We start from the raw sequence: 26482 nt of genomic DNA on the forward strand, positions 1-26482 counted from the left end.
ACTGTCACATGGCCCAGCGCGCGCACCGGCTCCCGCGTCACACCTGGGGCGTGCGGCAAACATCACGCACCCGATTCCCCTCACCGGCACAACCCTTTGCGCCCCGTATGGGTCCTACGGACTCGCTGGTTCCCCTGAAATTCGCTAAGGAGTGGGGCACTTGAGCCCGCACAAACCGCGTGAAAAGGCGCGTTCCACGCATGCGTATCGACCACTGAGTCTCAAGCGCAGGGCGTGGCTGACGATCGGTGCCGTCGTGCTGGGAGGTGCGGGCGCCGTCACCTACGCGACGGCCGGCCCGAACTCCGAGGACGAGCCCGCCGATCCTCGCGCCAAGCGGCCGGCGAGCGTGCACGACCTCGCACTCAAGGGCGGCGGCGCCGCGAAGCGGGAGCTGCCGCGCACCTCGACCGAGCAGTTCTCCCTGCTCGGCGTCGTGTGGAGCGGCGCCACCGAGGAGCTGAAGGGCAGCGCTCAGGTCCGTACGCGCGCCCTCGGGTCCGGTAAGTGGAGCGCCTGGCGCGCGCTGGACCTGGCGTCACGCCGTCCGGAGAAGGCGGAGGCGGGCACGCGGGCCGCCTCCGCGCCGCTGTGGGTCGGCCCCTCGGACGGCGTCGAGGTCCGCGTCGTCGCGGCCGACGGATCGGCGAGTGGCGCACTGCCCAAGGGGCTTGAGGTCAGCCTCGTGGACCCGGGGGTGACGGGCAAGGAGGCCGCGAACCCCTCGCTCGACGGGGGCCCGAACGCAAGTGCGGACGCCGGCACAGGCGCTGGCGCGGGCGCTGGCACGGACGGTACGGCGATGGCCCCCGCCGCTCACGCACGCGCTCAGGTCCGCGCCGACGGCGAGCCGCCCGCGCCGCCGACGCCCCCGCCCTCCACCGTCACCCGGCCGCCCATCATCGGCCGCGCGGCCTGGGGCGCCGACGAGTCGCTGGTCAAGGACCCGCCGCGGTACCTCGACAAGGTCAAGGCGGTCTTCGTCCACCAGGCGGCCGACACGAACGACTACAGCTGCGCCCAGTCCCCCGCCCTGATCCGCGGCCTGCTGGCCTACCAGGTGAGGACCGAGGGCCGCGGCGACCTCGGGGACAACTTCCTCGTGGACAAGTGCGGCCGTGTCTTCGAGGGCCGCGGCGGCGGTGTCGACGTACCCGTGCGCGGCGCGCACACCGCCGGGTTCGACGGCGACTCGGCGGGGATCGCGGTCCTCGGCGACTTCGAGGGCGACCCGGCGACGGGCAGGCCCGCGGGCAAGCCCTCCCGCGCCGCCCTGGAAGCGGTGGCGCGGGTGGCGGCCTGGAAGCTCGGCCAGTACGGCGCGGGCCCGACCGGCAAGGTCACGCTGACCGCCTCCGACGACACGGGCATGTGGAAGAAGGGCGAGCGGGCCTCGCTGCACACAATCTCCGGTCACCGCGACGCCGTCGCGACCGCGAGCCCCGGCAAGAACCTCTACGCCGAACTGGACGAGATCCGCCGCTACGCGAGCGGCCCCGGTGTGAACTCCGCCGCCCCGACCGGTGACTTCAACGGCGACGGCATCACCGACCTGGTCGCGGGCACCCCGAAGGCATCGGGCGGTCGCGGCCGCCTGACGGTCGTGCCCGGCGGTCTCGACGGGCCGGTGGCCGGGTCGAGGATCTCCCTGACGCAGACCAGCACCGGCGTCCCCGGCGTCTCCGAGCCCGGCGACGAGTGGGCGGCCGCCACCGCGTGGGGCGACCTGAACGCCGACGGCCACGCGGACCTCGTCATCGGTGCGCCGGGCGAGGACGACGGCTCGGGCCACACGGACCGCGGCGCGGTCACCATGCTGTACGGCCCGTCCTTCACGTCCGGCACGGACATGCAGCTCTCGGACGACTTCAACTACGCGAGGGCGAGGTTCGGTTCGGCGGTGGCGTCCGGCGACTTCAACGCCGACGGCAAGGCGGACGTCTTCGCGGCGGCGACCGGCACGGGCGGCTCCTGGGCCGCGCGGCTCGACGCGGACCGCGAGTCGGGCGGCAGCCTCACCCCGGGCGACACGGCCATAGCGGACGCGGACGCCACGTCCGGCGACTTCAACCGCGACGGGTACGCGGACGTCGCCCTCACCTACCGCGACCAGGCGGGCAAGGCCAAGGTCGCCTGGTTCAGGGGCGGCCGCTCGGGCCTGAGCCGGGCCGGTGTCCTCTCCGTCCCCGGCGGCCACTCGGTCGCGGCGGGCGACGTCGACGGCAACGGCTACGACGACCTGGTCATCGGCCAGCCGTACACCGCCGAGTCGGGCGCGCACGCGGGCGGCCAGGTGACGGTGGTCCCCGGCACGTCGACGGGCTTCACCACGACCGGCATGCGGACGGTCCACCAGGCGACGAGCGGTGTCATCGGCGCGGCCGAGGCGGGCGACGCGATGGGCTGGTCGGTCGCGGCGGGCGACTACAACGGCGACGGTTACGCCGACGTCCTCACGGGCGCTCCCGGCGAGGACATCACCCGCTCCGGCACCAGCCGCAAGGACGCGGGGACGTCCCTGCTCCTGAAGGGTTCCGCGGCCGGCCTCACCGGCACGGGCGCGAAGGCCTTCTCGCAGGACGAGCCCGACGTGCCCGGCTCCACGGAGACCGGCGACCGCCTCGGCTCCTCGGTGACCCTGGCCGACCTGTCCGGTTCCGGCCACGCGGACCTGGCCATCGGCGTGGAGGGCGAGGACGCGGGCGACGGCACGATCCTCCAGCTGGACAGCGACGGTTCGGGCGGCGTCCCGGGGGCTGGCGGCGTCTACTACGGGCGTACGACGCTGGGGACCCCGGCGGGCGCCCGCCTCGGTCAGACGCTGACGCCGTAACGGCTACGCGGCGCCGCTCCCCGCCCCCCGGGGAGCGGCGCCCCACATGCCGCCGGGCGAACGCGCGGCCGCCCCACTTACCCTGCGCCGGTCAGTGCCGCCCGCGCGCCCGCCGTGACACCACCGCGCGCAGCACCCTGCGGCCCTCCAGGGACACGTCCAGGGCCTGGCGCAGCCCGCCGGCACCCGTGTCGTTGGCGGAGAGCAGCTCCAGGATGCGGATCTGGCGGCGGAGTTCGGCCGCGACCAGGGGTGACATGCCGTCCGTGCGGCCCTCGCGGCGCGCGGCCACCGGGCGGGCGGAGCCCCACGGCGCCGCGTCCAGGAGGCGGTGGACCTGGAGGGCCGCGACGGAGCAGCCGTCGGCCCACTCGCGCACCGCGGGGCCCGAGTGCGCGGCGGGCACGGCGTCGAGCATGCGGCGGGCAAGGCCGGCGGCCTCGTCCGAGGCTCCGGGGGCGTCCGGCGCGGGCCCGAGCGCCGACCGGGCCTCGGCCAGCGGCCCGCCCCAGTCGCCGCCCTCCGCGAGCCGCGCCCACAGGGGCCGCAGCAGGTCGTCGTCGCCGCCGAGCACCGGCACACAGCGGTCGAGGCAGGCCAATCCGCTGGCCGCGAGGCCCCGCTCGTCGGCCTGTGCGATCAGCTCCACCAGGCTCATGCTGTACGTCTCCCGTTCCGGACCCTGCGCTTCACCCTTACTGCGTGCGCCGCCCCGGGAACGTCACTGCCGTCACTGCGGCACGACGCCGAGCCGGTCGAGGAAACGGAAGAAGAGCTGCTCCGCGGAGGGCTCGGCCTCGGCTTTCAGCACGTCGAGGAGCGGCGCCGTCCGTACCGTCCGGTCCGACTCGGCGGCCCAGGCGACCGCGCGTTCGGCGGCATCGCGCGGCTCCAGGAAGTAGTCCTCCACGGTCAGCCCGCCGTCGCCGAGGTACGCGGCCATCGCGCGCCGCGCCAGGCACGTCGTCCACGCCCCGCTCTCGGGCGCCGCCGCCTCGATGACCACGCAGTCGCTGTCCATCACGTATCCGAAGAGGGCGGGCGCGCCCGTCTCCAGGGCCAGCGTGTTCATGTTCCCCACGTCCCGGGCGCCCTCGCCGCCCGGCACCTCCCACACCTGCCAGCCGTCGGCCCGCCGGTCGAGGAGGGCAAGGTCGTCCCGCACGCCCGCGACCGCCGGGAACTCCGCGAGCGGCCGCTCGCTCCTGCCGACGACGTAATAGCCCCAGTACCCCATCGCGCGTCCCCCCGCTGTGCTCCGTACGACCGCTGTGCTCCGTACGACGTTCAAGCCGTTCTGCCCGTTCCGGCAGCGGTTCTCCCCGCTCCCGGCCGAATACACCACAGAGTCGAGCGGGTTGGCCACAGGAAGGGCGAAATCACGCGGTGGTGGCAGGCCCCGGCACCGGCGGCGCCAGGGGCGGGCCGGACCGGACCTTGAGGTCCTGCATGCGCGTGATCCGGAGTACGACGACGATGGCGAGGACGGCGGCCGCGATGTCGACGCCGTCCGAGAACATCATGTTGTAGACGGCCGACTTGATCTCCTCGGCCTCCTCGGCCTTCCAGTACGACTGGGTCGCCCAGCGCGCGGCGAAGAGGCTCGATATCCACAGCGTCCACCAGGCGTTGATGAGGGTGTGCGAGCCGCGGTCCGTCACCGGGCCGAAGGGCGTCATGCGTTCCGGCTCCGCCGGACGGAGGGTGCTGGCGTCCCAGATGTCGACGGCGATCCGCCGCGGGAACCAGAAGTTCACCACCGGCACGAACCAGCCACCGACCGTCCAGCCGCGCTTCATCCGGTGGATGTGCGGCTCGAACACCTCGGCGTTCACCCGTACCCGGTGGAACCAGAGGAGGAAGCCGACGCACCCGGCGAGCAGCGTGACCAACTGCGCGCCCCCGGTGGTCCCGTACAGCTTGTCGGCGTTCTCCGCCCTCCGCTCCAGGTCCGCCCCGAACTCCCCCGCGATCAGGTCGCCCGTCACGTCGAGCATCACCGTGCCCGCCCACAGCGAGTACAGGTTGGCGGCGATGGTGAGGCCGAGCGCGACGACGGCCACCCGGCAGAGCACCACCGGCGAGCGCAGCCAGGCGGGCTTCCCGCCCACCATGACGGCACCGGGCGGGCCCGGCTGGGGCGCCGGCGCGGGCGGCGGCACGGCGGCGGACGCCTGGGCGCAGGCGTCGCAGAGCCCCTTCGGCGTCGAGGCGGTATTCAACTGACATGACGTGCACAGCATCGCTGAGCGACCCCCCACGGGTTCACGGGCATACGAGGATCCACCCGCGTCCCTCCCCCAGGGGCCGACCGGCGGCTACCGGACGGTATCAGCGAGTTTCACGAAATCTTCCCACGTCCTGGCGGGCCTCCCCGGGGCCCACAGCTTCTGGGCGGTGGCCGCGAGCGGCATGCGGATGCCCTGGGCGACCTGCTCCTGCGTCTGCGACCCGGCCAGGTCGCACCACACGGCGAACGACCCGCCGAGGATCTGGTCGTCGTACTTCTCGCTCACCGGCCGGGTGCCGCGGATCACCAGCGGGGTCCAGCTCTCGTAGATCCGCTGCCCGGTCGGATAGCGGAAGTCGTTGGGCTGGCCGAGGACGTAATAGAGGTACTCGTCGTTGTAGTTGACCAGCTCGCGCCCGTCCTCCAGATACTCCACGGGGTCGCGGGCGCCGATCTCCTTGCCCGTCCAGTACGCGACCTCGATGTCGTCGGCGGCCCGGACCCGACCGCCGCGGAAGAACCCGTCGTTCCACGCCTTCAGCTTCTTGTCGTACGGGCGCACGGTGCCGGCCCGGTCGTTGAGCCAGCCCGTCGCCAGGTCCCGTACCCGGCCGTCCGGCCCGTACCGCTCGCGGGCCGCGGCGGCGAGGCGCGGATAGGACGCCTCGGGGTTGTTGACCATGAGGGCGCGGTATTCGTCGGCGCCGAGGTGCCAGTAGCGGCCCGGGAAGAGTTCCGCGTACTCCTTCAGGAGGTCGTCGACGATCCTCGCGGCCTCCGGTCTGGAGATGTCGACGGCGCCGGGGGTGGCCACGCCCCGGGCGTCGCGGAGCTGGAGCGAGGGGTGCGCCCTGATGACCGCGCCGAGGTGGCCCGGGGAGTCGATCTCCGGCACGACGGTGATGTGGCGGCTCGCCGCCAGCTTCACGATGCGGCGGACCTGGTCCTTGGTGAGGTGGTCGGACGAGACGATCTCGGGGTGCGAGGCGGACGCGACGCGGAAGGCCTGGTCGTCGGAGAAGTGCAGGCCGAGCTGGTTGAACTTCAGGTCGCCCAGCTCGCGGATCCGGTCCTCGATCCACGCGGCGTCGAAGTGCTTGCGGGCGATGTCGAGCATGAAACCGCGCTGCGGCTTGGCCGGCCGGTCCCGCACGACGCCCTCGGAGGCCGTCCCGTCCCCCTTCACCTCCTGCTTGAGGGTGCGGGTCCCGTAGAAGACGCCGGCTTCGGCAGGGGCGGTTATGCGCACCCGGCGGTCCTTGACGGAGAGGGTGTACGACTCGGGGCCCTGACCCTCGCCGTCCGTGAGGGCCAGCTCCACGTCCCCCCGGCCCGGGGCGTCCTCACCGGCGTACTTGAGTTTCAGCTCGCCCGCGAGGAGGCGGCCCTCGTCGGCGAGATCCCGGTCGCGGACGACCACGCGGGCCTTCCCCTCGGCGGGGCGCCAGCCGGGGCCGCGGGCGGCGGTGTGCTCCCGCACGGCGGGTATGGTCGCCGGCGCCCTCGACAGGGGGTGGCTCTCGCTGGGCGTCGGCGCCCGCGTCGGTGCCCGTGTCGGCGCCCGCGACTGGGCTTGGCTCTGTTCGCGCGCCCGGCTCTCCGAGGAGCGGGGGCCGGCGGGCGTCCGGCCGTCCCCACCCGGCCACAGGGCTACGCTCGCCACGACGGCCCCCGCGACGACGACGCCCCCTGCGGCGGCGAGGGGCCCGCGCTTCATCGCGGCCTCCTCGACGGCCGCCGATCCGCACCAGAAGTCACAGCCATACAGCCACGCTACGACGCGCCGTCGCGGGCCACCCGTTCACATCGGGAGGCGAAACTCCCCCATCCAGGTGAAATTCGCTCATCCTTCGGACGGTTCCCCCACACTCTCGCTACCGTTACGAGCCACCCCACACGCGCACGCACCACCCGCACGACCCGCACCACCCCGCACGCCCCGCAAGACCCTCCCCCCACCGTCCGCCCAGCCGCCCCATGCCCAGGAGCGCCCGCTGTCCCCGCACCGTTCCCCCCGACTCCCCGGCGCCGCCCACGCCGCCGGCCCCGTCGCCACGCCGGAACAGCTGAACTCCGCCACGCCACGCGAGGCCGAGACCGCGCTCCTCGCCTGCTGCGGAAGCCGCCGCTGGGCCCGCCGCGTCGCCGCCCACCGGCCCTACCCCGACCTCGACGCGCTGCTCGCCGCCTGCGACGAGGCCGCGTACGACCTCTCCCCCGGCGACCTCGCCGAAGCCCTGGCCCGCGAGCCCCTCGACCCGCCGGCCACCCACCACGGGGCACCCCGGGCCACGTACGTCGCCGCCCACACCGCCCTGCGCGCCGCACACGCCGCGTACGAGAGCCGCTTCGGTCACACGTTCGTGGTCTGCCTCGACGGCATCGCCCCGGACGAGGCCCTGGACCACCGACTCACCGCCCTCCGGTCACGCCTCGGCAACGATCCGGAGGAGGAACGCGCCGTCGCCGCCGAGGAACTGCGCCGCCTCGCCCGGGGCCGCCTGACCCGTCTGGCCCTGCGCCACGCACGGGCCGCCGCCCAGAACCCCAGCGCAGACACCGCCCAAACCGCCACGGAAGCCGCTCCTCAGGCCGTCGCGGGGCACTCTCGGCCCGATAGCCCGTACGTGCCTGTTTGACTGCCTGTTTGATCACACCTGCGGACCCGGCGCAGGGACACCGACAAGTCGTCGATACGATGACGGGCGGCCGGTGGACCGTACCCGGCCGGGCTCGTCCGACACCGAAGCCGGCCGGCCCCAACCCCCGCTCCCGGAGGAACTTCCGTGCCGGCTGGAACGCTGTACCGCGGCCGGGAAGGAATGTGGTCCTGGGTGGCTCATCGAGTCACCGGCGTCCTCATCTTCTTCTTCCTGTTCGTGCATGTGCTGGACACCGCTCTCGTCCGCGTCTCCCCGGAGGCGTACGACGACGTCGTCAGCACCTACAAGACGCCCCTCGTCGCACTCCTCGAGTACGGCCTGGTCGCCGCCATCCTCTTCCACGCGCTCAACGGCCTGCGCGTCATCGCCGTCGACTTCTGGTCGAAGGGCCCCCGCTACCAGAAGCAGATGCTCTGGACCGTCGTCGGCATCTGGATCGTCCTGATGGTCGGGGCGCTCTACCCCGTGCTCGGCCACGCCGTCCGCGAAGTCTTCGGGAGCTGACGCCAGACATGTCTGCTGACACCACGCTTGAGAAGTCCGGCACGTCCGGCGTGGGCCCCGTCGAGGGCGCCTCGCTCTACGACGTGGACCACCCGGCCCCCGTCATCGAGGCGCCGCGCAAGCGCACCTCCAAGACCCCGCGCTCGACCCGCGGCAACTTCGAGATGGCCGCATGGCTGTTCATGCGCCTGTCCGGTGTCGTCCTGGTCGTCCTCGTCCTCGGCCACCTGCTGATCCAGCTGGTGCTCGACGGCGGCGTCTCGAAGATCGGCTTCGCGTTCGTCGCGGGCCGCTGGGCCTCGCCGTTCTGGCAGGTCTGGGACCTGCTGATGCTGTGGCTCGCGATGCTGCACGGCGCCAACGGCCTGCGCACGGTCATCAACGACTACGCCGAGCGCCCGAACACGCGTCTGTGGCTCAAGGGCCTGCTGTACACCGCCACGGTGTTCACCATCCTTCTGGGCACGCTGGTGATCTTCACCTTCGACCCGAACATCCGCTAAAGCCGAGGCGACCCCAGTGAAGATTCACAAGTACGACACCGTCATCGTCGGCGCGGGCGGCGCCGGCATGCGCGCCGCCATCGAGGCGACGAAGCGCAGCCGCACCGCCGTGCTCACCAAGCTGTACCCCACCCGCTCCCACACGGGCGCCGCGCAGGGCGGCATGGCCGCCGCGCTCGCCAACGTGGAGGAGGACAACTGGGAGTGGCACACCTTCGACACGGTCAAGGGCGGCGACTACCTGGTCGACCAGGACGCCGCCGAGATCCTGGCGAAGGAGGCCATCGACGCGGTCCTCGACCTAGAGAAGATGGGCCTGCCGTTCAACCGCACGCCGGACGGCACCATCGACCAGCGGCGCTTCGGCGGGCACACCCGCAACCACGGCGAGGCCGCCGTGCGCCGGTCCTGCTACGCGGCCGACCGCACCGGCCACATGATCCTCCAGACGCTGTACCAGAACTGCGTCAAGGAGGGTGTGGAGTTCTTCAACGAGTTCTACGTCCTCGACCAGATCATCGTCGAGGTGGACGGGGTCAAGAAGAGCGCGGGCGTCGTCGCGTACGAGCTGGCCACCGGCGAGATCCACATCTTCCAGGCCAAGGCCGTGATCTACGCGTCCGGCGGCACCGGCAAGTTCTTCAAGGTGACGTCGAACGCGCACACGCTCACCGGCGACGGCCAGGCGGCCTGCTACCGGCGCGGGATCCCGCTGGAGGACATGGAGTTCTTCCAGTTCCACCCGACCGGCATCTGGCGCATGGGCATCCTGCTCACCGAGGGCGCCCGCGGTGAGGGCGGCATCCTGCGCAACAAGGACGGCGAGCGCTTCATGGAGAAGTACGCGCCGGTCATGAAGGACCTCGCGTCCCGTGACGTCGTGTCCCGCTCCATCTACACGGAGATCCGTGAGGGCCGCGGCTGCGGTCCCGAGGGCGACCACGTCTACCTCGACCTCACGCACCTCCCGCCGGAGCAGCTGGACGCGAAGCTCCCGGACATCACGGAGTTCGCGCGCACCTACCTCGGCATCGAGCCCTACACGGACCCGATCCCGATCCAGCCGACCGCGCACTACGCCATGGGCGGCATCCCGACGAACGTCGAGGGTGAGGTCCTCGCGGACAACACCACGGTCGTTCCCGGCCTGTACGCCGCCGGCGAGGTGGCCTGCGTGTCGGTCCACGGCGCCAACCGCCTCGGCACGAACTCGCTCCTGGACATCAACGTCTTCGGCAAGCGCGCGGGCATCGCCGCCGCCGAGTACTCCGCGAAGAACGACTACGTCGAGCTTCCCGAGAACCCGGAGGAACTGGTCGTCGGCCTCGTCGAGCAGCTGCGCGACGCCACGGGCAATGAGCGGGTCGCCGAGCTGCGCAGGGAACTCCAGGAGACCATGGACGCCAACGTCATGGTGTTCCGCACGGAGCAGACCATCAAGACGGCGGTCGAGAAGATCGCGGAGCTGCGCGAGCGCTACCGGAACGTCTCGATCCAGGACAAGGGCAAGCGGTTCAACACCGACCTCCTGGAGGCCATCGAGCTGGGCAACCTGCTCGACCTGGCCGAGGTCATGGCGCAGTCCGCGCTCGCCCGCAAGGAATCCCGCGGCGGTCACTACCGCGAGGACTTCCCGAACCGCGACGACGTCAACTTCATGCGCCACACCATGGCGTACCGCGAGGTCGGCGACGACGGCACGGAGACGATCCGTCTCGACTACAAGCCGGTCGTCCAGACCCGCTACCAGCCGATGGAGCGTAAGTACTGATGGCAACCCCGACCCTCGACAAGGAAGACGCCAAGCCCGAGGCGGGCTTCGCCGACTCCCCGTACATCACGATCACCCTGCGCGTGCGCCGCTTCAACCCCGAGGTCTCGGCGGACGCCACGTGGCAGGACTTCCAGCTGGAGATCGACCCGAAGGAGCGCGTCCTCGACGCCCTCCACAAGGTCAAGTGGGACATGGACGGCACGCTGACGTTCCGCCGCTCCTGCGCGCACGGCATCTGCGGCTCGGACGCCATGCGGATCAACGGCAAGAACCGGCTGGCCTGCAAGACCCTGATCAAGGACATCAACCCGGCCAAGCCGATCACGGTCGAGCCGATCAAGGGTCTGACGGTCCTGAAGGACCTGGTCGTCGACATGGACCCGTTCTTCCAGGCGTACCGCGACGTGATGCCGTTCCTCGTGACCAAGGGCAACGAGCCCACGCGCGAGCGCTACCAGTCCGCCGAGGACCGCGAGCGCTTCGACGACACGACGAAGTGCATCCTGTGCGCCGCGTGCACGTCCTCGTGCCCGGTGTTCTGGAACGACGGCCAGTACTTCGGCCCGGCCGCGATCGTCAACGCGCACCGCTTCATCTTCGACTCGCGTGACGAGGCGGGCGAGCAGCGCCTGGAGATCCTGAACGACAAGGACGGCGTGTGGCGTTGCCGCACGACGTTCAACTGCACGGACGCGTGCCCGCGTGGCATCGAGGTCACGAAGGCGATCCAGGAGGTCAAGCGCGCGCTGATCACGCGTCGCTTCTGACCGTCCCTGGTCACGCCTGTACGTCACTGGGCCCCGCTCCTTCCGAGGAGCGGGGCCCATGTGCGTACGCCACCCTCCGCCGCATCCGCTGAACGAGGGCGCTCGCGGCGCCGTTCTCGCGCGCCTGCGCGCGTGCCGCGCGACCCGCCCTACGCTGACGGAATGTCAGACAACCAGTCGGTCGGCCTGTCCGTTGACCAGCTCACCGCCGACCCCTCCGCGGAACTGCTCGGCTTCGACAACGTCCTGTTCCCCGTCGGCGACCTGGGCGAGGCAGTCGCGTTCTACGAGCGGGCCGGGTTCCCCGTCTCGTTCCGGCTCGACGAGATCGGCCTCGCCATCCTGAAGGTGGGCAAGGAGACGCCGGGCGTGCTGCTGCGCGTGGAGGACGGCATCGTGCCGCGTACGCCGCCGTGGCCCTCGCCCCGCGTGTGGCTGGAGGTCCCGGACGCCCGCGCCAAGGGGCGGGCCCTCGCGGAGGCGGGCGTCGTGCTGCTCGCCGAGCCGTTCTCCGTCGCCACCGGGTGGACCGTGGAGATCGCCGACCCGTGGGGCAACGTCATCGGCTTCGCGGACTACCTCAAGCGGCCGGAGCTGGCTCGCAGTTCGTGAGCGGGGCCGCGCCGGGCGGGGCTCAGGCCTGTCGTGACGCCAGCTCCACCACCGTGATGTCCGACGGCGCCCCCACGCGCACCGGCGGGCCCCACGCGCCCGCGCCCCGCGTCACGTAGAGCTGCGTGTCGCCGTACCGCTCCAGGCCCGCGAGGGTCGGGTTGGCGAGGTCCGCCACGAGGTTGCCCGGCCACAGCTGGCCGCCGTGCGTGTGGCCCGAGAGCTGGAGGTCCACTCCGTGTTCGACGGCGTCGTGGATGACGACCGGCTGGTGCGCGAGGAGCACGGACGCCCGTGAGCGGTCCCGGTCGCCGAGGGCCCTGGCGAAGTCGGGGCCCTTGCCCTCGCCCTCGCCCGCCACGTCGTCGACGCCCGCGAGGTCGAACCAGGGCAGTTCCGCACGGGCGTTGCGCAGCGGGCGCAGACCGAGTTCGCGTACGTGGTCGACCCACTGCTCCGCACCGGAGAAGTACTCGTGGTTGCCCGTCACGAAGTACGCGCCGTGCCGGGCCCGCAGTCCCGCGAGGGGCGCGGCGGCCGGGCCGAGGTCCTCGACGCTGCCGTCCACCAAGTCGCCGACCACGGCGATCAGATCGGGCTGGGTGGCGTTGATGGTGTCGACCACGCGCCGAGTGAAGCCGCGCCCGAGGATCGGCCCGAGGTGGATGTCGCTGACCACGGCGATCCGGAACCCGTGTGCCGCGCGCGGCAGTTTGGCCAGCGGCACGGTGACGCGCTTCACGCGCGGCCCGCGGAGCACGCCGTACGTGCCGTAGCCGACGGTCCCCACGGCGGCGGCCGCGGCGGCGCCCCCGACGACGCGGGAGACGAAGAGGCGGCGGGAGGGGGCGGGGGCGGACTCCGCGGGGGCGGGCGCCTCGGACACGGGCGCCTCGGACATCGGCGCCTCGGGCGCGGGGTCCCCGGAAGGCGTGCGTTCCGCCCATCGCCGCAGCAGCGGGCGCGCCAACTCCCCTACGAGCACCGCGAGCAGCAGGTACAGGGCGAGGGCCAGCCAGAGGAAGCCGGGCCAGGCGAGCACCCGCTGGAGCAGGAAGGGCGCTCCCGCCCGCTCCGCCACGAGCGCGGCGAACATCAGCAGCGGGGCGACGACGAAGAGCACCGTGCCCGCGCGCCGGGCGAGGCCGGGTCCGGCCGTGGTGTCCCGCACCAGGCGGCGCCACACGTACCAGTGGAGACCGGCGAAGGCCGCGAGGACGGCGAGACCTGCGAGGACCGCGAGGACGGCCATGACTATGACGTACGGCGCAGAGCGCGGAGTCCACGGAACCCGATGGTCCCTACCACCGTCCCCAAGACAAAGGAGACAACGGCGAGCGTCAGGTGCACCCAGAAGTACCCGGTCGGGTCGCCCGCGTCATCGAAGGCGAGCCCGCTGCCGTCCTTCCACAGGTTCTTGACGAAAGTGATCCAGAGACAAGTACCCAGCACGAACCCAGCGGCACGCTGGTCACTGGCGACACACATACTTGAGGGCAGCAACCAGCCGTACCCGAAGGAAGCGCCCATGAAGCTCAGCCGCCTCGTCTCCTGGTTCCTCACCGCCTTCGGCGCCTGGTCTTGGGTGATCTGGGTCATGTTCACCAAGAACCTGTGGAAGGACGGCAGCGGGCTCGCCTTCGACGATGGCCGCCCCACGGCGTACTTCTGGGTCCACCTCACGCTTGCCGCCGTCTCCTTCGCTCTGGGAACGATCATCGGCGCTATCGGCGTCCGGGGTCTTCGCGCATCCCGCCGCGCTGACTCGTAGACCGGTTTGGGTTGTGGTCCATGGCGGGCACCCTACGCGGCAGCAAGAAGCCCCGCCCGCTTCGGGAAGCGATAAGCGGGGCTTCGCCCCTGCTTTAGCCGCAGAGATTCGAGCGGATCGCAATGACAATCTGGGCCGCCTGGTCCGCGCTCAGCGTCGGCACGGTGCCACCCTCGAAGCGGGCCTCTGCGTTGGCCCGGACCGTGGCGGCGGGCTTCTTCTCCTTCAGGTCCAGACACACGCTGCGGGACCGGCTGACGGCCCGCTCCTCGTTCTCCACTAGACCGGGCTCCACAGCTCCGAGAGCGCGTATCAGCGCAGCGCGCTGGGCGGCGGACGGCGTGGGCACTCCGGAGCCCTCAGCGGGCTTCTGGGCAGCTTCTGTGCTCTTGCTCGGCTTGGGCTTCGAGTCGTCCCCTCCCCCGCATGCCGTCAGTGCTGCGAGCGCGACGGCGACGGCTGCAACGGCGGTTGCATGGAGCTTCATTATCTCCCCTTATCTGAGCGCGTGTTGACCTTGCATGCCTATCACGCGGTTGCCGACACGAGAGCATGCAGAAGGCCCCGCCCATGCACCACGGGGGCAGCACACGGACGGGGCCGACTGGGGAAAAGCTACACAGGAGGCAAGAGCCGGGGTCGGATCATGAATGTCTGACCGTTGTGTGGGGCGTCGCACTTCGGGGTGGCCTTGCAGTAGAAGCCCCGACCCGCACAGTGGCGGCAACGATGCGCCGATACGGCCGAGACAACCTGTCCGTACTGGTCTACGGCCATTGTCGATTGGTCCGTCTGCCCCGCGCCGCAACATCCGTCACAAGCCAAATGCGGCCCCTGACAGACGTTGCCACCTTGCCCACTGTGTTCGCTCATTAGCCCCTGTCGCCTCCCTCAATCCATCCGGTGCCGTTGCACCCGGAGCACTGCTGCTCTTCGACCTCGACTCCGCCGGGGTTGTCGTCCATGTTGTGGTGCCGCTGAACCTGGATCTTGCCCGTGCCGTTGCACCCCGGGCATTGCTGCTGGGTCATGTGCCGAACTCCCTGTTAGTCGACGGTACTTCGGTCGGTACTCGCCCGTCCGCGCATCACCCGAACGGGGTTGTGGTGCCTGGTTGATCACTCCTTGGGTGATCGCGTCCAAGGAGCAGTGCCCCCGCCCGGAATTGAACCGGGCTCTTTCCTGGCTGTGGCCGTTCGAATTGCGCAAGCAGGCGCGCTCTACCACTGAGCTACGGGGGCTGAGTCCCGCTCCCCACCGCGACGACACAGCGGCAGGGAGCGGGGGTTCAGTGTCGGCGTCGGCGTCGGCGTCGGCCTGACTTCCGTTTCGCCGCTGCGCGGTACTCGGCTAGCTCGTCCATAAGGCCGCTGACCCTCTCCGCGATGCCCTCTGCGTCGTCCAGCTCCAGGCACCCCAGTGCGAGGCGGTACCTGTCGACAATGCAACAGGCGGGGCCGGGTGGTACGGCCTTGCACGCTGACGGCGCTTGAAGCTCGATGTCGTCAAAGTCGATGCCGAGTCGGCGGAACGCATTGACAAAGGCAGTGGCCTTGTCTTCGGCCTCTTCGCGCTCACCATCCGCCCAATAAGAGCGGGTGACAGGCTCGTAATGCATGCCTGTGCCTTTCAGGGATTGGTTTAGAAGTAGTTGTGCGCAGTGGCGCCGAGGACAAGACCGCAGCTACCTGCCACTAGCGCGATGCAAAGCCCGCCAAAAATCGTCTCTGACATGGCGTAGTGGATGTTCTTGAGGATGTTCACGCCTTCTCCCTAGGTCGTCTGATTGGCGTCGCGAGCGCAGTGTGGGTGGTCAGCGATGATTCCGTTGAACGTGGCCACCCCTCCGGTTGCCTTCTGTGTCCGCGCTGCCGTGCGGCCCCGATCCGCTGCGAAACAGATGCGGCAATCGGGGTGCGCAACGGGTTCCGGGTTCGGCATGGGCAGGGTCGGCGCAGTCGGCGGCGTGGTCTCGGTAGTCACGGGTTGAGCAACCTCCGTAGTCCGTCCTCAACATGGCTGAGCGACTGCCGGTCGGACTGTGCGTAGCCGGTGTGCGGTACCCACTCCGGGGCCAGTCGCCAGAACCCGCCCGCCTTAATGAGCGCGTGCAGCTCGTCCACGTCGCGGTTGGGGTCGGGCGCCTGGGGGGAACCGGTCACAGCAGCCGCCTGAGTCCGGCTTGCACGGCCCTGAGATCCACCTCATGGGGGTGGACGAAGCCGCCTCGTGGGCGCCAGCCGAGAAGCGCCCAGGGGCCGAAGACGCTTATGTGAGCCACCAGTTCAGTCACGTCGTCTGGCGGGCTGGTGGTGGTCCTGGTGGTGGTCCTGGTGGTGTCGCTGGTCATGTTCTGGCGCCGGTCCCTTTCCGCTGGTGGTCCCTTCTGGACTTCGGGGTTCCACCATGGGGTTCCGCGCGTACGCTCAACAGTGTCTGAGGGTTTCCAACGCATTTGGAAAGTCAGGGGAGTTGAACACGTGATCGAAGGTGCATCGGAGCCCGCCAACGGCCTTGAGTGGTTCGGGCAAGAACTAGGGGCGGCGCTGGCCCACAAGGGGGCCAGTCAACGGGAGTTGGCAGACTTCACGGGCTACAAGGAGCCGTACGTCAGCAAGGTCAAGAACGGCAAGGCTCTGCCTTCCCCAGCCTTCGCCGAAGGCTGCGACCGGTTCTTCAACACGTCCGGCTTCTTCGGCAGGTTGCTGGTCCGGGTCTCGCAGCATGGACACCCTGAGTGGTTCGTCCCCTACCTGAACCTTGAGGAGAAGGCGGCACAGGTTCTCGACTTCTCGCCGTTCCTGGTCATGGGCATTCTTCAAACCCCGGAGTACGCGGAAGCGCTCTTCCGGGCCGCCCATCCACGGGACATAGACGACGTGATCAAGGCGAAGGTGGCACTTCGACTCCAGCGTCGAAGTGTGATGGAACGGCCAGACCCGCCAATGCTATGGGTGGTGTTGGATGAGTCGTGCCTACGCCGGGAAGTGGGCGGGCGAGCCGTCATGCGGGGCCAGATGGAACACCTGTTGTCCGAAGCGCAGGCCCCCAACGTCACGGTCCAGGTCCTGCCGTATGACTCAGGCGCTCCGCCTGCCGCAGAAGCCTTTACGCTACTGACGTTCGATGACGGCGACACGGCCCCGGTTCTGTACTCAGAGGCTCAGGGGTTGGGGCGCGTGATCGATTCAGCGTCCGTCGTGGCGACCGGCACCGACCGGTACGAGCGTCTGCGCGCTGACGCACTGTCCCCGGAAAAATCACTTCGCGCGCTGCGTGAAGCGATCAAGGAGTACGCAGGATGAGCAACACGGATGACCGGCGCTTGCAGTGGGTCAAGTCCAGCTACAGCAGCGGCGACGGCGGCCAGTGCGTCGAGTGGGCGCCAGAGTACGCGGCGACCACAGGTGAAGTTCCGGTCCGGGACAGCAAGAAGCCCGGCGGCCCGATCCTTACCGTGCCTGCCGCTGCGTGGACGGCCTTTGTGGGCTTCGCGCGGTGCGACGGCTGACGCGCCCGCTTCCGCTGGCCTGAGCCTCGCCGCTTCCGCATAGGAGGAACGGGGCTCTTCGCTGCCATGTGCAGGCGGCGGGCGTCTAGTGGAGCTGTTGCGATTCGCTGCGGGCATCTGACACCGTGAGCGAGGACAGCCCCACCAGGGCATTCGCGGTGTCCTGGTGGGGCTCTGTCACACCGCCTGAGCCAGCTTCGCGGCCCAATGTGTCCACGGCTCACATGCCGGGATTAGGCGCCCGCTTTCACCGGAACGCTTCCACTCGTAGTGCCCGATCAGGTGGCCAGTAGGAACATGCCGGGTCAGCACCCGAAATCGGATCACCTTCGGGTCAGAGATCAGATGCGCAACCATCGTGCTGTACGTGACCAGTGACCGTGTGAGCTGTGCCTCACTGTGCGGCTCATCGTCAGCGCTGGGAAAGCCCGGTGCCGATCGCCATTGCCAGCGTCCCGCCCGGCGGACGTAGAACTGAATTTCCATTCGTGCTGTCGGTGACTCCATCATCTGCTCAGGCCCCCCACTTACCGAGGCCGAGCGGCCTTGTGGACGCCCGGCCTCTGACTGTTCGTCAGTTACACACTATCCCCACTGGCTATCCGTAGAGGTAGGTGCCGCCGGTGCGGACACGCTGGACTCAGCCGACCTGTCAGCCGTCGCCCATTGGCTGTCTGCCCCTGCCGCACTGGCTCCGCCCAGGGTGAGGACCATGCCGCCAACGAGAAGGGCGACAGCCTTTCCAACTATGTGTGACCACTTACGCATGTGCATCTCTCCTTAGATAGGTACTCCCAACCGGCCCACAGTGCACTTCCTCAAGAGCGCGTTGCCAACTGCATATGCGCTTCATGACTCTCTGTAGCCTCCCCGCTTCAGTTAAAGCGCGCAATAACCTACGGTTGCAGAGATCACATCTGGAATCTTTTTGGGGGTTATTTCTTATGACAAACCCGGACAAGGAGTCATTTAGGCTACCGATTTCGACAACGGCGTACGCCCTGCTCTTGCGCCTGCACGACGGGCACATTGCCCAGCGGGATGAACCCGGTCTTGATGAACTCCTTTGGTACCGCCTCGCGACTTGGGGGACCCATCTGGACGGCTTCATTGCCGCCGATATACGCACTGCCGAACTGAGCTTCACCCATGAGGCGCGGGAGCAGATCAACGAAGCACTGGCCCGACTTGAAGGCATGCAGTCACTTACTGACAAGATCCGCACGGCTTCCAGCACGGGAGCCGTCTCGGGCATACGGTCACTCCCCCGGCTGGCAGACATGTCACACGAGCTTGGCAAGGCGATAGCCGGGGCTACGTCTTCCATGTACACGTCACACCCTCTTGACCGGCCTCCCGAAACCCTTGAGCGAGCCAAGGAAATCGATCCGCTGATCCGTCGGAGGGGGGTGGCAATCCGAATCATCTATCTGGATAACGCGCGGACTCGTCGGCCGGAGCAAGAATACGCCGCAGTAATGATCAAGGAAGGGGCGGAAATACGTACGGCGCTTCCCCCCTTTGAGCGCATGATCATCGTTGATGAGCGAATCGCCTTCGTGGCCGACCATGACGGAAATCCGGAGGACAAGCCCGGACTGATGATTACGCATCCCAGTCTCGTGAAGTTGCTCACTAACATCTACGAGCAGCAGTGGGATCACGCCACGCCGTGGAATGGGGAGGCCCGCGTTACGGGTACATTCCTCCCCCGCTACTGGCGCATCCTTCAGCGTCTATCCGAAGCGTGGTCCCTTAAAGCCATCGCTACGGAGCTGGAACTGAGCCCGTCTACGTTGTACGGAGACATGCGGCGCCTGTACTCGCTGACTGGAACGTCGACGGAATTTCAGCTGGCAATGTGGTACGCCGAGAACAGGGAAAGGCAGCACTCCTAGCGTGAGGGCACAGAAAAGCCCCCGCCATTGACGGCGGGGGCTCAATTCAATTCAATTCGGCGACTTGAGTCGCTACCGCCCAGTGAAACGGGCAGTGCACCATGTGGTGCACTGCTCCGGACGCACGAAAGCCCCCGCCGGAGCGGGGGCCGTTCAGTGTCTAGGCAGCTTGCCCGCCCTTCGCTTCGTCGGCGTTCCAGATCTCAGCGAATCGGTCTTTGGCCTTGCTGCGGGTGACCCGGACCATGTTCCTGGCTATGCCGTGGTCGGCGGCCAACTGGTCGTCATGTTCGCTGCCGTAGTAGCTGACGGGCGCTATGCCGGTCAGTGCCATGAGGACCGTACTTTGATCCCAGCTCATGCGCGCCAGGGTCTGACGCACCCGTACGCTGGTCCGCTTGCGTCGGTCCCGGTCGTAGTCGCCCGGCTCAAGAAGGTCAACGGGGACTTCCTCCTGTGCTGCCAGCCGGTCCGCCAGTGTGAGGGTTTCGCCGCTCTCGCCGTCCCCAAGAGGGGCGTCAAGGCACTCAATCCCCTGCCAGCTCAGCCGGGCCGCGTAAGCGGTGTCACGGCTCAGGCGCCGGTCCCCCATGGCAGCCGGGTCAGTCACCAGGTGTTCGGCTTCGTAGGGGTTGCCGTCGGCCATGGACAGGGCGGCTTCGAAGGCAGCCGCCACGGAGCGGGATACGCCCTGCCGGGTCTGTTCCTTGCGGGTGTCGCTCATGACGCCCTTGAGCGTCCGGTCCACGTAGGCGAAGAACTCCGCCACGGTGTGGCCGTTGAAGCGGCCCAGGCACTCCCAGACGGCTATTCGGCCGATCTGGGCAAGGTCTTCGGTCAGACTGGGGTCGGTGCGCCCGCTGCCGGTTGCGTACTTCCACGCGAGTTGCTGTATGCGCTCTTCCGTGGCCTGAACGACAGCCGTTACGGCGTTCAAGTCGTTGGTCTTGGCGGCAGAGAGCTGGGCTTCGCTGAGAGAAATCAAGGAGTGCTCCGCGTGTTCCTGGGCCGGTTGCACTCCCGTGGGGAGCGCAAGGGTTGCCCGGAACAGGGCGGAGCGCGCGCAAGACTTGTAGGCCCGTTATGGGCCTGAGCGTCTGGACATGCAGGGGCACGACAAAGCCCCGTCCGGGACGCTTCGGACGGGGCTTGCGCATTGCCTTCGCCGTCGGCGTGGCGCCTACCTAATGACGGAAATCAGGCGGCCACAACGGCGTTGATGCAGGGTTAGACCGTTGGTCTTTTGGAAGGTTGTGGAACGTCTCCTAGCCGGTACGTGTGCACTCCGTGGGCAGTACGCGTTTAGCGCTCAAGTCCTCCTTGGGGATGAGACAGGTAACGGACATGTCACGGACCAGCGCACCATGTGGTGCACGGCTCAGAAGTCGGCTCCGTAGAGGGAGCCCCAGGAGCGTCCGCCCACGTCGGCAGTGGCCACGATGGGTACGCCGAACAGATCCATGGACATCGCCTTCTCGAATTCGCGGGCAATCTCCTTGGCCTCCCGCGCCGGAACGGACGCAAGTAGTTCGTCATGGATCGGCAGACGGCAGTACTCCATGATTCCGGCCGATTCGGCGTTGAGCATCGCTTGCCCCAGCAAGTCCCTTGCAGCCGACTGGCATTGGTAGTTCACGACCGCGTACATGCGGTCCCGGTCCAGCGGCATAAGCCGCCCCGTAGCCGACACGGTGACCATGCCGGTAGCCCGCGCTTCCCGCTGCCAGCGGGCCGACGCCCGGCGGATCTCTGGGAAAGCCCGCTCGTACTCGCTGACAGCGCGCCGGGTCTCTGCCTCCGTCGCTCCGGTCTGACGCGCCAGCGTGGCCACGCCGCCGCCGTAGATCTTTCCTAGCCCAGTAGCCTTGAACCGCTTGCGGTGGTGCTGGGTAGCCCCTGGTCCTTTGATGAGCTGGGCCGTGAACATGTGAATGTCGAAGTCGTCCCCGCCATTGCGGAATCCGTCCACCATCTTGCGCACGTTCGCCAGCGCGGCCAGTACCCGCATTTCAACGGCCTGAAAGTCTGTGGAAACCCAGACGTGTTCAGGTTCGGCGAGTATCGCGCGCCGGATGACGTGGTCAGAGCTTGGGAGCTGGTGCAAGCCGTCTGTGACAGACATGCGCCCTGTCCGCGCGGCCAGTGACGATATGGACGGGTGTATCCGTCCCGCCGCAGAAAGCTTCGACAGGAAGCCCTCTGCGTAGGTCTTGCCCCACTTCTCAGCGCGCTTCGCACGGAGCACCGCGTCAGCCAACGGATTTGGGTCCCGGGCTCCGATGCGCTGCCAGTCCTGGTCAAGGTCTGCGAGGGGTAGAAGAACGTCCTTCGCCGTGGAGAGCGCGCCGCCCTTCGTGCGCCGTGTAAGCGTCTCTCCCATGGCTGTCAGTGCTTCGGCCACCTGAGCCCCTGAGCCCACCTTGTCCACGCCATAGCGGGCGGCCATCACGCCGTACCGGCCCGCTTCTTCGGCCAGCCGGTCAGCGAGCGCCCGCGTGTATTCCTGGTCAACGATCATCCCCCGGCGCTGCATGAGGGCACACAGGCGCGATATCTGGTGTTCGTACTCCACCAGTTCACGCCGCACTTGCCGCCGCTCAAGCTCAGCCATCAGGCGGGGGTACAGCCGTGCCGTGAGAATGCAGTCCAGACCGGCGTACAAGTTGTAGGTGGGGTGATGCAAGTCAATGCGGGCGAAGCCGTTTTCCTTCGTCAGCCCCAGCGAGTTGAAAACCCGCGTCAGTCCGTCCTGAGTGTCCGGGGCGGCGGGGTCCACGTAGTGCGCCGCCAGGGGTTTGAGCTTGGCCCCTAGTCCTCCTTCCTGGGGTTGGCGGGGGTCCAGGAGTACAGCCAGTACGCGAGTGTCCCGTGTGCGCGGGGCCAGCTCCTCCACGGATATGCCCGTGTGCTCACCCAGGACCAGCCAGTCAAAGGGCGCGTTGTGGACCAGAAATTGCCCGGCCCTATGGAGCACATGCAGCGCGGCACGGCGGAAGTGGCCGCCGCGCTCCCAGTGGATTACCCATGCATCATGAGCGTCACCGAACTGGACCGTTCGGAGCTGGTAACCGCGCGAAAAAATCTGCAAGCCGCTGGTCTCCGTGTCCAGCGCGATGGGGCCGCGTCGATGCGCTTCGCGCGCCCAGTCAATGAAGTCGTCTAGCTCCTCCGGAGTGGCAGGCACATGGATGCGTACCAAGTCACCGGCTATGACGTGCCGATAGGTCAGCACTTGCTTCCCCTCCCAACGCAAAGAGAGCAGTGCACCATGTGGTGCACTGCTCTCAACTGGTGTGCTACACGGGCTACTTGGCGAAGATGCCGGGCCCTGCATGGGTGTCCGTGTCGGCCAGCCGGATACCGGCTAGGGCGACGCCAGAGCGCTTTATGACACGGGTGACGCCCCGTTCCTCAAGGGCGCCGTAGAACGTCCGCCGCGTCCAGCGCTCCCGCTGGGGAAGGTTCTCTTCCTCACACCAGTCCAGGTACGCGCTGAAGATCTCGTTGCCGCTCATGACGTGCTCTTCCCCGCACCGCTCAAGGACGCCCGGGAAGAAGCCCGCCAGCGCGTCACTGGTCGCCCGGTACTCCTTGCTGGCGCGGGTGATGACGGCGGGGTCCTTGAGGCCATCACGGTGCCACTCCATGGCTCCGCGCACGGCCCACGCGGCAATGCCCTCCGCTTCACTCAGAAGCTTGGCGTCAAGAGTGTGATCCCGCTCCTCCGGCGCGAACCAGCGCGCGAACGGGACCAGCCGGACCCGGCGCCAAAGTCCCTCATCCTGACCCCGGAACCGGGGCTTGTGATTGGTGGCAAGGAAGAGAAGGAAGACGGGCTTGAAGGTGAAGAACTCCTTTTGCAGGAACCGTGCGGCCACTTCATCCTTGCCAGTGACCCGCTTAAGGATTCCCTCCGACATGGGCTTGCCGGACTCGCCCTCTGAGGCCATGACCAGGCGGGCGCCTCGAAGTGCCGCAATGTCATTGGGGATTCCGCCGGACGGCTTCTCTTCGAAGGTGGCGAAGGGGGTTGTCCTGGAGATGGCCCGGAACACGTCCGTCAGTACGTCGGTGAATACCGATTTCCCGTTCGCCCCCTTTCCCCAGAGCACGGCGAAGCACTGCTCCGACGTGTGGCCGGTTATGGCGTAGCCAACCAGTCGCCGCATGTAGTCGGGAAGCTCCGGGTTCCCGGGGAAGATCTCCTCAAGGAAGCGCACCCAGCGCGGGCATTCGGCTTCCGGGCGGTAGTCGATATCCAGGCGGTACGTGATCATGTCGGCCTTGTCGTGCGGCCGGAGCTGGCCCGTGCGGAGGTCGACGGTTCCGTTGCGGAAGGACAGGAGTTCCGGCCGGTTGTCGAATGCGGAGAGATCCATGTGGACATGCGGGACGCTGCGGAGTTCCTTCATGAGGGCGTCAATACGGGTGGTCATCGTGAAGCCCCGGGCCTTCTGGGTCTCGCCAGCCAGCACCAGAGCGGCACCCATGCGGTGGATCTCCTGACGGACCTTGACCTCAGAGCACTCCCACACGGACCCGTTCCACACGTAGTAGCCCAGCCCCGGCGCGTACTTGATCCGACCGTCTGACCATGCGTAGAGCGCGTGCGCGTTCATGGCGTCGCTCTCGCCGTAGCGGCCTATGAGCCCGGCAAGGATGCGCGCGGCTTCGCTGCCCTGGTCCCGGCTGACCACGTCGGCGCCGGTCCGGCTGGTCAGCTCAGCGGAGACGGCTTCCGCCTGTGCCGTCTCGTCGTCCTGGACCGGCCGCGCCGCTGACACGGCGTCATGCAGCGCAGCGGGGAAGGTGTGTGGGTCCCTGTCACGCCAGTCCGTCAGATCATCCCCAGCCTGTGGAATACCCAGGGCATAGACCATGACGCCATGCGCCTTGAGCCCATCAGCAAGCCGCCGGTTGAAACGTTGCCCTGCCGCGTCGTTGTCCCCGGCAGCGATCACCTGGGTTCCCTTGAGCCCTTCGGCCAGCTCCTCAAGAAGCTCCGGGCTCCCAGCAAGAGCGGCCCCACGGATGACTACGGCGTCATAGCCGACGGCCACGGCTGTGAGGCCGTCTCCGGGCCCCTCAGAGACGATGGTTACCCCATAGCCGCCCTGCCCCCGGAAGACGCCGTACGGGGCCCAGCGCTGAGCCCTGGGGTTGCGGAGCGAGACCCAGCGCCCTGGGCAACCTCCGCTCAGGTCCCGCCCTTGCAAGCCACGGGCTACGCCGTTGAAGTCCATGAGCGGAACGGCCAGCCGGGGGAACCGGGTGAACGCCCTTGAGCGGTAGGGGAAGTTGGGCACGCTGTGCCCGTCGTCGGCGCCAAGCCGCAGTTCTTCGGCTAGCTCCTGGTCAACGCCAAAGCGACGGGCCACGTAGGCGAGTGCCTGGGCGCCTACCTGCGACGTGGAGTCGTGCAGCCATGACGACGCGCGGTCAACGTACTGGGCCAGCGCGGCAGTTGGGCCAGCACCCACCAGGGCGGGGCGCTCACGCGGGGCCGTAATCCCTGGGCCGGTCGTGTCGAACAGGTGGGACCAGGTGAGGCCAGCGGCCTTGACCACGTCCTCATTGGGGCAGCCAGCACGGCAGGACAGCCGTACCTTGCCGTCGTCGCCACGCCAGATCCGCAGAGACGGACGGCTGTCCCCGTGTGCTGGGCACAGGGCAAGGTATCCGTCCGCCTCTTCGGTCACGTCCGCAAAGTGGGCGAGTACATCAGTGAACATCATCGGTAATCAGCTCCCTTGATCACCCCTAGGGGGAGCGCAAGGGTTGCCAGTGGGACCCGTCACTGAGCGTGCACCGAACAGAGCCCAGCATGTCCGTTTTAACCCGCATCACCCCGATGCCGGCATTTCCGCGGTACTCACGCTGTGTGACGAGCGGTACGCACGTCGGCAAGGAGTAGCCGGAAACGTTCAAGGTCCGTGGTCATGTACCACTTCCGCGTATCCAACCCCCGGAGCGAGGGCGTAAAGCTGTATCTCTTCGCGAACTCCGGCGCCGCGAGCGCGAGAGTCAGCCGTACCCTGGTCCAGGTGCGCACGCTGAAATGGACCTTGCCTCGCTGAACGCTCTGACGGTGCACCTTGACCACGGCCACGCCGTACGGGAAGCCCGCGTTCCTAGCCTCAACTTCCGCTTGCCGCAGGAACGTTGGCACGGCCGGACTCCGCACGTTCTTGCACTCCAGGACGAAGGGCACCGCATGCACGTCGCCTACATCTGCCGCACCTTCCTGCGCCGGTCTGCGGACATTGCATGGGTCGAAGGGGTCCAGGAATCTTCCGGCCTCATCAACCAGCCCTAGCGCGGCGTTCAGGTGGTTCCGAACGTCGCTCTCCCATTGGGTCCCCTTGGCCTTGTTCGGATTAGGCACGGGGCCGCACCCATCGGGCGTCAGCGCCACGCCGGACAGCGTGGGCGAGGGCATTCACGCAGCGCCCCCAGTCCTCCCGCCCAGGTGCGCCCGGTGCCAGCCACACCACATCCCCGGCACCCATCTGCCGCACGTCCCCCAGAGCCGGGGCCGCGTCAGCCGTTATGTACTTGTGCATGCTTCCCCTTCGGCAGTGCACCACGTGGTGCACTGGTACGCGAAAGGGCCGGGCGGCCCCGCAATGGGATTCCGTCCGGCCCTGGAGTTTGCGTTTACTTGCCGGTGGCGTCGGCCATGATGAGCCGCGCGTGTTCGGCGCTGATCCACTCCGGCCGCATGCTCCGGCGTTTGGCGAAGCCGGATTCGGTCCCAGTCGGCTGAATCCTGAGCATCGGCCTTAGTCGCCCATCCACCAGGACGGCGGTTACGTCAAGGATCAGAGCGTCAGAAAGCCGGACCCTGTTGCCTTGCCGGGTGGCGTAGTTGATCAGGTCACCTCGGTACAGCTCCTCTCCGGCGTAGTCGGTTACTACGCCCCTCTTAGCCATGCGCGCCCCCATTCCTGGCAGCTACGGCGCGCCGGATGTTCTCCGATGCGGTGACGGGTTCAAGGTGTCCGGGGTTCACGCAGAGAGTGTTCTGGCACAGGTGGTCTAGCTGTAGACCTTCGGGTATGTCGTCCACCATGAGCGTGTAGGCAAGGCGGTGGACGACCACCTGTCGGCCCCGGTAACTGATGTCCCCGTAGCGCTTAGCGCCCCCCGTGCGCCGGTTCTGTCCGCCAGGTGCTGATCCCTTCCAGACCCAGCAACCGGCTTCGTCCTCAACGCACTTGGCCATGAGGCGTTCAAGGGCCCGCCGGTCGTAGTCATCCCACATCGGCAAGCCCTTCGTCATCGTCAACGCCGAAGCGTCGACGCCGTTCGCTGATCAGCGGCTTGCGTTCAGCGGGCGCCCACTCCCACAGGGGCGAACGGATTACGTCGTCTGACTGGTCTCGGAGCCACGTCCGGAAGAGCGCACCGTCCGCG

At 68.4% G+C, this 26482-nt stretch carries 26 protein-coding genes and 1 tRNA gene; 11 read left to right on the top strand and 16 right to left on the bottom strand.

Annotation, left to right across the window (positions count from 1 at the left end; all coding sequences use genetic code 11):
- Window positions 1–151 precede the first annotated feature (151 nt).
- The gene (locus tag IG54_RS0108390; protein WP_420712232.1) at window positions 152–2833 is read left to right on the top strand and encodes an FG-GAP-like repeat-containing protein; all 2682 of its coding nucleotides are present in this window, start codon (window positions 152–154) and stop codon (window positions 2831–2833) included.
- A 91-nt stretch (window positions 2834–2924) separates the two neighbouring features.
- Here the strand turns inward: IG54_RS0108390 and IG54_RS0108395 are convergent, their stop codons facing one another.
- The 4 genes from IG54_RS0108395 to IG54_RS0108410 all read right to left on the bottom strand — a co-directional run bounded on the left by IG54_RS0108395 (window position 2925) and on the right by IG54_RS0108410 (window position 6780).
- The gene (locus tag IG54_RS0108395) at window positions 2925–3491 is read right to left on the bottom strand and encodes a hypothetical protein (RefSeq protein ID WP_030779232.1); all 567 of its coding nucleotides are present in this window, start codon (window positions 3489–3491) and stop codon (window positions 2925–2927) included.
- A gap of 72 nt (window positions 3492–3563) precedes the next feature.
- On the bottom strand, window positions 3564–4070 hold the full coding sequence (locus IG54_RS0108400) for a hypothetical protein (protein ID WP_030779235.1): 507 nt from the start codon (window positions 4068–4070) through the stop codon (window positions 3564–3566).
- A 142-nt stretch (window positions 4071–4212) separates the two neighbouring features.
- Window positions 4213–5055 carry a DUF4328 domain-containing protein gene (locus IG54_RS0108405; RefSeq protein ID WP_234336063.1) on the bottom strand — a complete coding sequence of 281 codons (843 nt, stop codon included), beginning with the start codon at window positions 5053–5055 and terminating at the stop codon, window positions 4213–4215.
- A 96-nt stretch (window positions 5056–5151) separates the two neighbouring features.
- Window positions 5152–6780: a beta-N-acetylhexosaminidase gene (locus tag IG54_RS0108410; protein ID WP_030779241.1), complete on the bottom strand. Its 1629-nt coding sequence runs from the start codon at window positions 6778–6780 to the stop codon at window positions 5152–5154.
- Between the two features lie 277 nt (window positions 6781–7057).
- Between IG54_RS0108410 and IG54_RS0108415 the strand changes: the two genes are divergently transcribed.
- From IG54_RS0108415 to IG54_RS0108440, 6 genes are all read left to right on the top strand, one after another.
- Window positions 7058–7702 (top strand): 2-oxo-4-hydroxy-4-carboxy-5-ureidoimidazoline decarboxylase, encoded by a 645-nt coding sequence (locus IG54_RS0108415; protein WP_078593870.1) that lies wholly within the window; start codon window positions 7058–7060, stop codon window positions 7700–7702.
- A 147-nt stretch (window positions 7703–7849) separates the two neighbouring features.
- Entirely contained in the window at window positions 7850–8230 is a 381-nt protein-coding gene (gene sdhC, locus IG54_RS0108420) for a succinate dehydrogenase, cytochrome b556 subunit (RefSeq protein WP_078593859.1), read from the top strand.
- Between the two features lie 8 nt (window positions 8231–8238).
- Window positions 8239–8733: a succinate dehydrogenase hydrophobic membrane anchor subunit gene (locus IG54_RS0108425; protein WP_030779250.1), complete on the top strand. Its 495-nt coding sequence runs from the start codon at window positions 8239–8241 to the stop codon at window positions 8731–8733.
- A 16-nt stretch (window positions 8734–8749) separates the two neighbouring features.
- Window positions 8750–10504: a succinate dehydrogenase flavoprotein subunit gene (gene sdhA, locus IG54_RS0108430; protein WP_030779253.1), complete on the top strand. Its 1755-nt coding sequence runs from the start codon at window positions 8750–8752 to the stop codon at window positions 10502–10504.
- Window positions 10504–11274: a succinate dehydrogenase iron-sulfur subunit gene (locus IG54_RS0108435; protein WP_030779256.1), complete on the top strand. Its 771-nt coding sequence runs from the start codon at window positions 10504–10506 to the stop codon at window positions 11272–11274. Before sdhA ends, IG54_RS0108435 begins: the two co-directional genes overlap by 1 nt.
- A 162-nt stretch (window positions 11275–11436) precedes the next feature.
- Entirely contained in the window at window positions 11437–11886 is a 450-nt protein-coding gene (locus IG54_RS0108440; RefSeq protein WP_051819360.1) for a VOC family protein, read from the top strand.
- A gap of 22 nt (window positions 11887–11908) precedes the next feature.
- Here the strand turns inward: IG54_RS0108440 and IG54_RS0108445 are convergent, their stop codons facing one another.
- Window positions 11909–13138, bottom strand: coding sequence for a metallophosphoesterase (locus IG54_RS0108445; protein WP_030779262.1), 1230 nt, complete (start codon window positions 13136–13138; stop codon window positions 11909–11911).
- Between the two features lie 2 nt (window positions 13139–13140).
- Window positions 13141–13374: an SCO4848 family membrane protein gene (locus IG54_RS42855; protein WP_051819375.1), complete on the bottom strand. Its 234-nt coding sequence runs from the start codon at window positions 13372–13374 to the stop codon at window positions 13141–13143.
- A gap of 40 nt (window positions 13375–13414) precedes the next feature.
- Here IG54_RS42855 and IG54_RS0108455 point away from each other — a divergent pair, with 40 nt between their 5' ends.
- Window positions 13415–13657, top strand: a complete 243-nt coding sequence (locus IG54_RS0108455) for an SCO4848 family membrane protein (RefSeq protein WP_030779267.1) — start codon at window positions 13415–13417, stop codon at window positions 13655–13657.
- 94 nt (window positions 13658–13751) lie between these two features.
- On the opposite strand, the gene IG54_RS41935 is transcribed toward IG54_RS0108455, so the two are convergent.
- From IG54_RS41935 to IG54_RS0108480, 4 genes are all read right to left on the bottom strand, one after another.
- Window positions 13752–14144 carry a hypothetical protein gene (locus IG54_RS41935; RefSeq protein ID WP_158708840.1) on the bottom strand — a complete coding sequence of 131 codons (393 nt, stop codon included), beginning with the start codon at window positions 14142–14144 and terminating at the stop codon, window positions 13752–13754.
- A gap of 385 nt (window positions 14145–14529) precedes the next feature.
- Window positions 14530–14688 (bottom strand): hypothetical protein, encoded by a 159-nt coding sequence (locus IG54_RS41940; protein ID WP_158708841.1) that lies wholly within the window; start codon window positions 14686–14688, stop codon window positions 14530–14532.
- A 119-nt stretch (window positions 14689–14807) separates the two neighbouring features.
- Window positions 14808–14898 (bottom strand) — tRNA-OTHER (locus tag IG54_RS0108470).
- A gap of 738 nt (window positions 14899–15636) precedes the next feature.
- Entirely contained in the window at window positions 15637–15819 is a 183-nt protein-coding gene (locus tag IG54_RS0108480; protein WP_030779274.1) for a hypothetical protein, read from the bottom strand.
- A gap of 318 nt (window positions 15820–16137) precedes the next feature.
- On the opposite strand from IG54_RS0108480, the gene IG54_RS0108490 reads away from it, so the two are divergent.
- The 3 genes from IG54_RS0108490 (at window position 16138) to IG54_RS0108500 (ending at window position 19066) form a co-directional block, all read left to right on the top strand.
- Window positions 16138–16962, top strand: coding sequence for a helix-turn-helix domain-containing protein (locus IG54_RS0108490; protein WP_030779281.1), 825 nt, complete (start codon window positions 16138–16140; stop codon window positions 16960–16962).
- A complete protein-coding gene (locus tag IG54_RS0108495) occupies window positions 16959–17168 on the top strand; it encodes a DUF397 domain-containing protein (protein ID WP_030779284.1) in 210 nt (69 codons plus the stop codon). The genes IG54_RS0108490 and IG54_RS0108495 overlap by 4 nt, the downstream gene beginning before the upstream one ends.
- 1007 nt (window positions 17169–18175) lie before the next feature.
- Window positions 18176–19066 carry a hypothetical protein gene (locus IG54_RS0108500; RefSeq protein ID WP_158708842.1) on the top strand — a complete coding sequence of 297 codons (891 nt, stop codon included), beginning with the start codon at window positions 18176–18178 and terminating at the stop codon, window positions 19064–19066.
- Between the two features lie 160 nt (window positions 19067–19226).
- Here the strand turns inward: IG54_RS0108500 and IG54_RS39155 are convergent, their stop codons facing one another.
- The 6 genes from IG54_RS39155 to IG54_RS43730 form a co-directional block, all read right to left on the bottom strand.
- Window positions 19227–20051: a sigma factor gene (locus IG54_RS39155; RefSeq protein ID WP_030779290.1), complete on the bottom strand. Its 825-nt coding sequence runs from the start codon at window positions 20049–20051 to the stop codon at window positions 19227–19229.
- Window positions 20052–20444: 393 nt separating this feature from the next.
- A complete protein-coding gene (locus IG54_RS0108510; protein ID WP_030779293.1) occupies window positions 20445–22298 on the bottom strand; it encodes a DNA polymerase in 1854 nt (617 codons plus the stop codon).
- 73 nt (window positions 22299–22371) lie between these two features.
- Window positions 22372–24801, bottom strand: coding sequence for a phage/plasmid primase, P4 family (locus tag IG54_RS0108515; protein ID WP_030779296.1), 2430 nt, complete (start codon window positions 24799–24801; stop codon window positions 22372–22374).
- Between the two features lie 137 nt (window positions 24802–24938).
- Window positions 24939–25481, bottom strand: coding sequence for a hypothetical protein (locus tag IG54_RS41945; protein ID WP_158708843.1), 543 nt, complete (start codon window positions 25479–25481; stop codon window positions 24939–24941).
- 242 nt (window positions 25482–25723) lie between these two features.
- Window positions 25724–25999, bottom strand: coding sequence for a hypothetical protein (locus IG54_RS0108530; protein ID WP_030779306.1), 276 nt, complete (start codon window positions 25997–25999; stop codon window positions 25724–25726).
- A complete protein-coding gene (locus IG54_RS43730; RefSeq protein ID WP_078593863.1) occupies window positions 25992–26348 on the bottom strand; it encodes an HNH endonuclease signature motif containing protein in 357 nt (118 codons plus the stop codon). Before IG54_RS43730 ends, IG54_RS0108530 begins: the two co-directional genes overlap by 8 nt.
- Window positions 26349–26482: the final 134 nt, after the last annotated feature.

This window comes from Streptomyces sp. NRRL S-920, from assembly GCF_000717945.1.
In the GTDB taxonomy this organism is placed as follows: Bacteria; Actinomycetota; Actinomycetes; order Streptomycetales; family Streptomycetaceae; genus Streptomyces; species Streptomyces alboniger.

Coding starts and splice junctions, on each gene's coding strand:
- IG54_RS0108440 (WP_051819360.1), top strand. CDS start 11,437: ATGTCAGACAACCAGTCGGTCGGCCTGTCCGTTGACCAGCTCACCGCC.
- IG54_RS42855 (WP_051819375.1), bottom strand. CDS start 13,374: ATGTGTGTCGCCAGTGACCAGCGTGCCGCTGGGTTCGTGCTGGGTACT.
- IG54_RS0108400 (WP_030779235.1), bottom strand. CDS start 4,070: ATGGGGTACTGGGGCTATTACGTCGTCGGCAGGAGCGAGCGGCCGCTC.
- IG54_RS0108495 (WP_030779284.1), top strand. CDS start 16,959: ATGAGCAACACGGATGACCGGCGCTTGCAGTGGGTCAAGTCCAGCTAC.
- IG54_RS0108435 (WP_030779256.1), top strand. CDS start 10,504: ATGGCAACCCCGACCCTCGACAAGGAAGACGCCAAGCCCGAGGCGGGC.
- IG54_RS0108410 (WP_030779241.1), bottom strand. CDS start 6,780: ATGAAGCGCGGGCCCCTCGCCGCCGCAGGGGGCGTCGTCGTCGCGGGG.
- IG54_RS0108515 (WP_030779296.1), bottom strand. CDS start 24,801: ATGATGTTCACTGATGTACTCGCCCACTTTGCGGACGTGACCGAAGAG.
- IG54_RS0108445 (WP_030779262.1), bottom strand. CDS start 13,138: ATGGCCGTCCTCGCGGTCCTCGCAGGTCTCGCCGTCCTCGCGGCCTTC.
- IG54_RS0108395 (WP_030779232.1), bottom strand. CDS start 3,491: ATGAGCCTGGTGGAGCTGATCGCACAGGCCGACGAGCGGGGCCTCGCG.
- IG54_RS0108425 (WP_030779250.1), top strand. CDS start 8,239: ATGTCTGCTGACACCACGCTTGAGAAGTCCGGCACGTCCGGCGTGGGC.
- IG54_RS0108530 (WP_030779306.1), bottom strand. CDS start 25,999: ATGGCTAAGAGGGGCGTAGTAACCGACTACGCCGGAGAGGAGCTGTAC.
- IG54_RS0108455 (WP_030779267.1), top strand. CDS start 13,415: ATGAAGCTCAGCCGCCTCGTCTCCTGGTTCCTCACCGCCTTCGGCGCC.
- IG54_RS43730 (WP_078593863.1), bottom strand. CDS start 26,348: ATGACGAAGGGCTTGCCGATGTGGGATGACTACGACCGGCGGGCCCTT.
- IG54_RS41935 (WP_158708840.1), bottom strand. CDS start 14,144: ATGAAGCTCCATGCAACCGCCGTTGCAGCCGTCGCCGTCGCGCTCGCA.
- IG54_RS41940 (WP_158708841.1), bottom strand. CDS start 14,688: ATGACCCAGCAGCAATGCCCGGGGTGCAACGGCACGGGCAAGATCCAG.